Source organism: Tepidimonas aquatica (assembly GCF_007556585.1).
Classification (GTDB): Bacteria; Pseudomonadota; Gammaproteobacteria; order Burkholderiales; family Burkholderiaceae_C; genus Tepidimonas; species Tepidimonas aquatica.
Genome location: NZ_VJNA01000051.1, coordinates 1 through 7025 on the forward strand (window position 1 = coordinate 1; position 7025 = coordinate 7025).

15 protein-coding genes are annotated in these 7025 nt (G+C 65.4%); 2 read left to right on the forward strand and 13 right to left on the reverse strand.

The annotated features are described in order from the left end of the window. On the forward strand, window positions 1-314 hold a 314-nt coding region (locus Taqua_RS12465; RefSeq protein ID WP_185969632.1), incomplete at its 5' end, for a PD-(D/E)XK nuclease domain-containing protein. A gap of 49 nt (window positions 315-363) precedes the next feature. Then, the gene (locus Taqua_RS12470; RefSeq protein WP_144326923.1) at window positions 364-891 is read left to right on the forward strand and encodes a GNAT family N-acetyltransferase; all 528 of its coding nucleotides are present in this window, start codon (window positions 364-366) and stop codon (window positions 889-891) included. Here the strand turns inward: Taqua_RS12470 and Taqua_RS12475 are convergent. The 13 genes from Taqua_RS12475 to Taqua_RS12535 all read right to left on the reverse strand — a co-directional run. Next, a complete protein-coding gene (locus tag Taqua_RS12475; protein ID WP_144326924.1) occupies window positions 875-1396 on the reverse strand; it encodes a peroxiredoxin in 522 nt (173 codons plus the stop codon). The genes Taqua_RS12470 and Taqua_RS12475 overlap by 17 nt on opposite strands. 99 nt (window positions 1397-1495) lie before the next feature. Continuing rightward, complete coding sequence (rpsQ, locus tag Taqua_RS12480) at window positions 1496-1759, reverse strand: 30S ribosomal protein S17 (RefSeq protein ID WP_132963699.1); 264 nt, start codon at window positions 1757-1759, stop codon at window positions 1496-1498. Window positions 1760-1771: 12 nt separating this feature from the next. Beyond that, window positions 1772-1969, reverse strand: a complete 198-nt coding sequence (rpmC, locus tag Taqua_RS12485; protein ID WP_132963698.1) for a 50S ribosomal protein L29 — start codon at window positions 1967-1969, stop codon at window positions 1772-1774. A 15-nt stretch (window positions 1970-1984) separates the two neighbouring features. Further along, the gene (rplP, locus tag Taqua_RS12490) at window positions 1985-2401 is read right to left on the reverse strand and encodes a 50S ribosomal protein L16 (protein ID WP_144326925.1); all 417 of its coding nucleotides are present in this window, start codon (window positions 2399-2401) and stop codon (window positions 1985-1987) included. Between the two features lie 2 nt (window positions 2402-2403). Next, window positions 2404-3270, reverse strand: coding sequence for a 30S ribosomal protein S3 (gene rpsC, locus Taqua_RS12495; protein ID WP_132963696.1), 867 nt, complete (start codon window positions 3268-3270; stop codon window positions 2404-2406). Between the two features lie 16 nt (window positions 3271-3286). Continuing rightward, window positions 3287-3619: a 50S ribosomal protein L22 gene (rplV, locus tag Taqua_RS12500; protein ID WP_185969633.1), complete on the reverse strand. Its 333-nt coding sequence runs from the start codon at window positions 3617-3619 to the stop codon at window positions 3287-3289. Window positions 3620-3625: 6 nt separating this feature from the next. After that, a complete protein-coding gene (gene rpsS / locus Taqua_RS12505) occupies window positions 3626-3901 on the reverse strand; it encodes a 30S ribosomal protein S19 (protein ID WP_132963694.1) in 276 nt (91 codons plus the stop codon). Window positions 3902-3914: 13 nt separating this feature from the next. Further along, the gene (gene rplB, locus Taqua_RS12510; protein ID WP_132963693.1) at window positions 3915-4739 is read right to left on the reverse strand and encodes a 50S ribosomal protein L2; all 825 of its coding nucleotides are present in this window, start codon (window positions 4737-4739) and stop codon (window positions 3915-3917) included. 5 nt (window positions 4740-4744) lie between these two features. After that, window positions 4745-5059: a 50S ribosomal protein L23 gene (rplW, locus tag Taqua_RS12515; protein ID WP_132963692.1), complete on the reverse strand. Its 315-nt coding sequence runs from the start codon at window positions 5057-5059 to the stop codon at window positions 4745-4747. Then, window positions 5056-5676, reverse strand: coding sequence for a 50S ribosomal protein L4 (gene rplD, locus Taqua_RS12520; protein ID WP_144326926.1), 621 nt, complete (start codon window positions 5674-5676; stop codon window positions 5056-5058). Before rplD ends, rplW begins: the two co-directional genes overlap by 4 nt. 12 nt (window positions 5677-5688) lie before the next feature. Beyond that, window positions 5689-6348 carry a 50S ribosomal protein L3 gene (gene rplC / locus Taqua_RS12525; protein WP_144326927.1) on the reverse strand — a complete coding sequence of 220 codons (660 nt, stop codon included), beginning with the start codon at window positions 6346-6348 and terminating at the stop codon, window positions 5689-5691. Window positions 6349-6569: 221 nt separating this feature from the next. Then, the gene (rpsJ, locus tag Taqua_RS12530) at window positions 6570-6881 is read right to left on the reverse strand and encodes a 30S ribosomal protein S10 (protein WP_132963689.1); all 312 of its coding nucleotides are present in this window, start codon (window positions 6879-6881) and stop codon (window positions 6570-6572) included. A gap of 15 nt (window positions 6882-6896) precedes the next feature. After that, on the reverse strand, window positions 6897-7025 hold a 129-nt coding region (locus Taqua_RS12535; protein ID WP_453820908.1), incomplete at its 5' end, for an EF-Tu C-terminal domain-related protein.

The following is a 7025-nucleotide window of genomic DNA, read 5'->3' on the forward strand; positions in this document are numbered from 1 at the left end:
CGCAGTACGAGGGCTACTTTGCCAGCGTCTGCTACAGCCACCTGGCCAGCCTCGGGGTGGAGATCATCGCTGAAGATGTCAGCAACGAAGGCCAGTGCGACCTCACCGTCAAGCACGCCGGCACCGCCTGGGTGTTCGAGTTCAAGGTCGTGGATGGCGAGCAAGGCACGGGTGAGGCGCTGCGCCAGCTGCAGGCGCGCAACTACGCGGCCAAATACCGCGGCGCGCCGGGCATCGAGCGCGTCATCGAGGTGGGCGTGGAGTTCAGCCGCACGCGGCGGCAGATCGTAGGCTGGATGGTACGGGCCACGTGACGCCAACCGGCGGTTTCACATCCCGCCCGCATCGCCGTATCATCGCGCCATGGACGACGACGCCCACGCCCCGCCCGACGGTGACGGGGATGCCGCCTTGGACATCGAACTCAGCCTGGCCAGCACGCCGCACGACCTGGACGTAATCCGCACGCTGTTTTTGGAGTACCAGGACGACATCGGCATCGACCTGTGCTTTCAGGGCTTCACCGAAGAGCTGGCAACGTTGCCTGGCGCCTACGCCCCGCCGCTGGGCGCCTTGGTGCTGGCGCGCGTGGGGGGCGAGCCAGCCGGTTGCTGCGCGCTGCGGCCGCTGTTTGAGAGCGACCATGGCAACGCTTGCGAGATGAAGCGGCTGTTCGTGCGGCGTGCCTTCCGTAGCTTTGGGTTGGGCCGCCAGTTGGCCGAACACGTGATCATGCTGGCGCAGCAGGGCGGCTACGACCGCATGCTGCTGGACACGCTGCACGAGATGGAGGCGGCGCGCGCCCTGTACCACGAGCTGGGGTTCGAGGAAATCCCCCCCTATTACCACAACCCGTTGCCCGGCGCGCACTACCTCAAGCTGGAGCTTTGAGCTGACGCGCCTGCGCCAGCAGCGTGTCGGCGTCGCTGACCTCGAACGCTCCCGGCGCCTCGACGTTGAGCGTGCGCACGACGCCGTCGACCACCAACATCGAGTAGCGGTTGCTGCGCAGCCCCAGCCCGCGCGCGGTCAGGTCCAGCGTCAGCCCGGTGGCCTTGGCAAAGTCGGCGCTGCCATCGGCCAGCATGCGAATCTTGTCGCCGACGCCCTGGTCGCGACCCCAGGCGTGCATGACAAAGGCGTCGTTGACGCTGACGCACCAGATTTCATCGACGCCGGCGGCGCGCAGCTCGTCGTAGCGTTGCAGGTAGCCGGGCAGGTGCTTGGCCGAGCAGGTGGGCGTGTACGCCCCCGGCACCGCGAACAGCGCCACCGTTTTGCCGGCGGCGGCTTGGCGCACGCGCACCGGGTTGGGGCCAATGCTGCAGCCCGGCCCCTCGGTTTCGCAGTACTCCATCAACGTCACGTCGGGCAGGGTGTCACCGACTTGGATCATCGCTCGCTCCTCGAATAAGCAAAAAGGGACGACCATTGTCGGTCGTCCCTTTTGCCCCGACAAGGCGTCGGGGCTTGTTGGCGCCAAGCCGGCGTGCCGTCAGACGGCGGAGGCCTTTTGCACCAGGCGGGTGGCCACCCAGTTCTTGGTCTTGGACAGCGGGCGGCTTTCCGTGATCTCGACGATGTCGCCCAGCTTGTATTCGCCATTTTCGTCGTGCGCGTGGTACTTGCTCGACTTGATGACGATCTTGTCGTACAGCGGGTGCTTGACCCGGCGCTCGACGAGCACGGTGATGGTCTTGGCGCGCTTGTCGCTGACCACCTTGCCGATCAGGGTACGCTTGATTTTGCCTTGCGTCATGGTGGTCTCTCCTTACTGGCCAGCGGCGACCTTCTCGGCCAGGATGGTCTTGGCACGAGCGATGGCACGGCGCGTCTGGCGCAGCGCGGCGGTGTTGGCCAGCTGTTGCGTGGCCTTTTGCATGCGCAGGTTAAAGTGCGCTTTTTGCAGCGACTTGATCTCGGCCTGCAACGCGGTCACGTCCTTTTGGCGCAGTTCAGCAGCTTTCATCGGTGACTCCTTGCCTTACTGGCCCAGCATGCGGGTGACGAACGTGGTGCGCAGCGGCAGCTTGGCGGCCGCCAGCGCAAAGGCCTCACGCGCCAGTTGCTCGGGCACACCGACGATTTCGTACAGCACCTTGCCCGGCTGGATCTCGGCGACGTAGAACTCGACGTTACCCTTGCCGTTGCCCATACGGACCTCGGCGGGCTTTTGCGTGATGGGCTTGTCCGGAAACACCCGGATCCAGATGCGCCCACCGCGCTTGACGTGGCGCGAAATGGCGCGACGCGCCGCCTCGATCTGGCGCGCCGTCAGGCGGCCGCGGTCGGTGGCCTTGAGGCCGTAGTCGCCGAACACGACGGTGGTGCCACTGGTGGCCACCCCGGTGTTGCGGCCCTTGTGCTCTTTGCGGAATTTGCGACGAGCGGGTTGCAACATGATCAAACTCCTTGGCCGTCCGCAGCTGCAGGTGCGGGTGCGTCGGTACGAACGCGCTTAACGGCGCCCGTGGCGGTGGCCTCGGCCGGCTTGTCGGAGCCGTCGGCCGGTGCAGCGTTGCTGCCACCGCGGCGGGCATTGCCACCGCGGCCGCTGCGCGCGCCATCACGGCGCGGGCCGCGGCTGCGGCGTTCTTCGTCGGCGGGACGCGGCGTGCTGTCCAGCGACGGCACGTCGTTGCGGCCCAGCGTGTCACCCTTGTAGACCCAGACCTTGACACCGATGGTGCCGTAGGTGGTCTTGGCCACCGAGGTGCCGTAGTCGATGTCGGCGCGCAGCGTGTGCAGCGGCACGCGGCCTTCGCGGTACCACTCGGTGCGCGCGATCTCGATACCGTTGAGGCGGCCCGACGACATGATCTTGACGCCCTGGGCCCCAAGGCGCATCGCGTTTTGCATCGCGCGCTTCATCGCGCGGCGGAACATGATGCGCTTTTCGAGCTGCTGGGTGATGCTGTCGGCGATCAGCTGCGCATCAACTTCGGGCTTGCGGATTTCCTCGATGTTGACGGCCACCGGCACGCCCAGCATCGCCGCCAGGTCTTTCTTCAGACGCTCGATGTCCTCGCCCTTCTTACCGATCACCACGCCCGGGCGCGCCGAGTAAATGGTGATGCGGGCGTTTTTGGCCGGACGCTCGATGACGATGCGCGACACCGCCGCGTTTTTGAGCTTGCTGCGCAGGTACTCACGCACCTTGATGTCGTCGGCCAGCATGCCGGCGAAGTCACGGTTGTTGGCGTACCAACGGCTGGCCCAGTTGCGGGTCACCGACAGGCGAAAGCCCGTAGGATGGATTTTCTGCCCCATGGTCTTCCTTTCCTCGTCAGTTGCCCACGGTCACGTAGATGTGGCAGGTCGGCTTGCTGATGCGGTTGCCGCGACCCTTGGCGCGCGCGGTGAAGCGCTTGAGCGTCGTGCCTTGCTCGACGTGGATGGTCTTGACCTTCAGCTCGTCGATGTCGGCACCGTCGTTGTGCTCGGCGTTGGCGATGGCGGACAGCAGCGCCTTGCGGATGATGCCGGAGGCCTTCTTCGGCGTGAAAGCCAGGATGTTGAGCGCCTGGTCCACTTTCTTGCCGCGAATCAGGTCGGCCACCAGCCGGCCCTTCTGGGCCGACAGGCGCACGCCGCGAACGATACAGCGGGTTTCCATGATCAATCCTTACTTCTTGGCTTTCTTGTCGCCGGGGTGGCCCTTGAAGGTGCGCGTCAGCGAAAACTCGCCCAGCTTGTGACCCACCATCTGCTCGGTGATGTACACCGGCACGTGCTGGCGGCCGTTGTGCACGGCGATCGTCAGACCGATGAACTCGGGCAGGATCGTGGAGCGCCGCGACCAGGTCTTGATGGGTTTTTTGTCCTTGCTGGCCTGGGCCTTTTCGACCTTGGCCATCAGGTGATGGTCGACGAACGGACCTTTTTTCAGTGAACGGGACATGGCTGCAGACCCCTTACTTCTTGCGGCGCGACACGATCATGTTTTGCGTGCGGCGGTTGCGGCGGGTGCGGTAACCCTTGGTCAGGTTGCCCCACGGATCGCGCGGCGGCTGACCGGTACCGGTGCGGCCTTCACCACCACCGTGCGGGTGGTCGATCGGGTTCATCGCCACGCCACGCACCGTCGGGCGGATGCCCATGTGGCGCTTGACGCCGGCCTTGCCGATCTGGCGCAGGCTGTGCTCGGGGTTGGACACTTCGCCGATGGTGGCGCGGCAGTCCACGTGCACCTTGCGCACTTCGCCCGAGCGCAGGCGCACCTGGGCGTACACGCCCTCACGCGCCAGCAGCACCGCCGAGGTGCCGGCCGAACGCGCCAGCTGCGCGCCCTTGCCCGGCTTGAGCTCGATGCAGTGGATCGTCGAGCCCACGGGGATGTTGCGGATCGGCAGCGTGTTGCCGACGCGAATCGGCGACTCCGGGCCGCTGACGATGGTTTGCCCCACCTCCAGGCCGCGCGGCGCGATGACGTAGCGACGCTCGCCGTCGGCGTAGCACACCAGCGCGATGTGCGCGGTGCGGTTGGGGTCGTACTCCAGGCGCTCCACCTTGGCCGGGATGTTGTCCTTGTCGCGGCGGAAGTCCACGATGCGGTAGTGGTGCTTGGCACCGCCGCCCTTGTGGCGCACCGTGATGTGGCCGTTGTTGTTGCGGCCGGACGTCTTCTTGAGCGGCTCCAGCAACGGGGCGTAGCCGGGGCCCTTGTAGAGGTTTTCGCGCGTGACCTTCACCATGCCGCGACGGCCCGGCGAGGTCGGCTTCATCTTGATGACTGCCATGATGGTCAGGCCCCCTCAGCACCGAACTGGATTTCCTGGCCTTCGGCCAGCGTCACATAGGCCTTGCGCACGTGGTCGCGACGACCCACGGTCTTGCCAAAGCGCTTGACCTTGCCCTTTTGGTTGAGGACGTTGACGTCCTTGACCTTGACGTTGAACAGCAGCTCCACCGCCGCCTTGATCTCGGGCTTTTCGGCGTCGCGCAGCACCTTGAACAGGTAGGTGTTGGCGGCCTCGCCGACGCGGGTGGCCTTTTCCGAGATGATCGGCGCCACCAGCACCTGCATCAGACGGCCTTCGTCGAATTTACGCTGGCTCATGCGAACATCTCCTTGATCTTGTCCAGCGCACCCTTGGTGACGAGCACCTTCTTGAAGTGCACCAGCGACACCGGATCGGCGTGACGCGGCTCGACCACCAGCACGTTGGGCAGGTTGCGCGACGCCAGGTACAGGTTTTCGTCGATCTCGTCGGCGATGATCAACGCCGAGCCGAGGTTCATCGCCTTGAGCTTGCTGGCCAGCAGCTTGGTCTTGGGCGCTTCGACCTTGATCGAATCGACCACCGACAGCCGCCCTTCACGCACCAGCTGCGACAAGATCGACGCCATGCCGGCGCGGTACATCTTCTTGTTGAGCTTTTGCGTGAAGTTTTCGTTGGGGCTGCTGGGGAAGATCTTGCCGCCCCCGCGCCACAGCGGCGACGAGCTCATACCGGCACGGGCGTTGCCGGTGCCTTTTTGGCGGAAGGGCTTCTTGGTCGTGTGCTTGACGGCGCCACGGTCTTTTTGCGCACGCGTGCCTTGGCGGGCGTTGGCCTGGTAGGCCACCACCAGTTGGTGCACCAGCGCTTCGTTGAAATCGCGGCCAAAGACGGTCTCGGGCACCTCGACGGTGGCGGTGGCCTGACCTTGGTCGTTGAGGAGTTCGACTTGCATGCGAATCGCTCCTTACTTGGCGGCCTTGACGGCCGGACGGACGGTCACGAAGCCACCCTTGGCACCCGGAACGGCGCCCTTGATGAGCAGCAGCTGGCGCTCGGCGTCGACACGCACGACGTCGAGGTTTTGCACGGTGACGGTCTCGTCGCCCATGTGGCCGGTCATGCGCTTGCCCGGGAAGACACGGCCCGGATCCTGCGCCATCGAGATCGAACCCGGCACGTTGTGCGAGCGGCTGTTGCCGTGCGAGGCGCGCTGCGAGCCGAAGTTGTGGCGCTTGATGGTGCCGGCGTAGCCCTTACCGATGCTGGTGCCCTGCACATCGACCTTTTGGCCGGGCTGGAACAGCTCGGTCACGGGGATGACGGCGCCAGGCGCGAACTTGGCCGCCACCTCGGTGCTGACGCGGAATTCGCGCAGGATTTCGCCGGCTTCGACGCCGGCCTTGGCGTAGTGGCTAGCCATCGGCTTGGTCACGCGCGAGGCGCGCCGCTTGCCGAAAGCCACCTGGACGGCGTCGTAGCCGTCGTTGGCCTGGGTCTTGACCTGGACCACGCGGTTGTTGGACACGTCCACCACCGTGACGGGCACCATGTCGCCCTCATCGGTGAACAGACGCATCATGCCCACCTTGCGGCCCAACAACCCCAAAGAGTTGCTCAGACTCATTGTTTTCTCCGATTCCCGACTGCAATTGGCCGGGTCTGATGGGGCGTCGGCCGGCCCAGCATAGGCTGGCGTTCGCCCGGTTGCGCAACGGACCTGTGTGTGACGCGCGCCACAAGCACAAGCACTTCGCCAAAAAGCGAAGCCCTCAAGTGTACCTTGAGGGCTCGCGTCCTGTCAAGCGCTGCGCAGCAGCCAGGCCGCGCGGCGCTTGACGGCGGGGCTCACTGCAGCTTGATCTCGACGTCGACGCCGGCGGGCAGGTCGAGCTTCATCAGCGCATCCACCGTCTTGTCGGTCGGATCGACGATGTCCATCAGACGCTGGTGGGTGCGGATCTCGAACTGGTCGCGGCTGGTCTTGTTGACGTGCGGCGAGCGCAGGATGTCAAAGCGCTTCATGCGCGTGGGCAGCGGCACGGGGCCGCGCACGATCGCGCCGGTGCGCTTGGCGGTGTCCACGATCTGGGCCGCCGAGGCGTCGATCAGCTTGTAGTCGAACGCCTTCAAGCGGATGCGGATTTTTTGCTTGGTCATGACCAGGGTGTCCTTTTACTCGATGATCTTGGACACCACGCCGGCGCCCACCGTGCGGCCGCCTTCGCGGATGGCAAAGCGCAGGCCTTCTTCCATCGCGATGGGGGCAATGAGCTTGACGGTGATGGTGACGTTGTCGCCCGG

Excerpts from the sequence above, each read along its gene's own strand:
- Taqua_RS12470 (WP_144326923.1), top strand. The coding sequence starts at position 364 with ATGGACGACGACGCCCACGCCCCGCCCGACGGTGACGGGGATGCCGCC.
- Taqua_RS12475 (WP_144326924.1), bottom strand. The coding sequence starts at position 1,396 with ATGATCCAAGTCGGTGACACCCTGCCCGACGTGACGTTGATGGAGTAC.
- rpsQ (WP_132963699.1), bottom strand. The coding sequence starts at position 1,759 with ATGACGCAAGGCAAAATCAAGCGTACCCTGATCGGCAAGGTGGTCAGC.
- rpmC (WP_132963698.1), bottom strand. The coding sequence starts at position 1,969 with ATGAAAGCTGCTGAACTGCGCCAAAAGGACGTGACCGCGTTGCAGGCC.
- rplP (WP_144326925.1), bottom strand. The coding sequence starts at position 2,401 with ATGTTGCAACCCGCTCGTCGCAAATTCCGCAAAGAGCACAAGGGCCGC.
- rpsC (WP_132963696.1), bottom strand. The coding sequence starts at position 3,270 with ATGGGGCAGAAAATCCATCCTACGGGCTTTCGCCTGTCGGTGACCCGC.
- rpsS (WP_132963694.1), bottom strand. The coding sequence starts at position 3,901 with ATGTCCCGTTCACTGAAAAAAGGTCCGTTCGTCGACCATCACCTGATG.
- rplB (WP_132963693.1), bottom strand. The coding sequence starts at position 4,739 with ATGGCAGTCATCAAGATGAAGCCGACCTCGCCGGGCCGTCGCGGCATG.
- rplW (WP_132963692.1), bottom strand. The coding sequence starts at position 5,059 with ATGAGCCAGCGTAAATTCGACGAAGGCCGTCTGATGCAGGTGCTGGTG.
- rplD (WP_144326926.1), bottom strand. The coding sequence starts at position 5,676 with ATGCAAGTCGAACTCCTCAACGACCAAGGTCAGGCCACCGCCACCGTC.
- rplC (WP_144326927.1), bottom strand. The coding sequence starts at position 6,348 with ATGAGTCTGAGCAACTCTTTGGGGTTGTTGGGCCGCAAGGTGGGCATG.
- rpsJ (WP_132963689.1), bottom strand. The coding sequence starts at position 6,881 with ATGACCAAGCAAAAAATCCGCATCCGCTTGAAGGCGTTCGACTACAAG.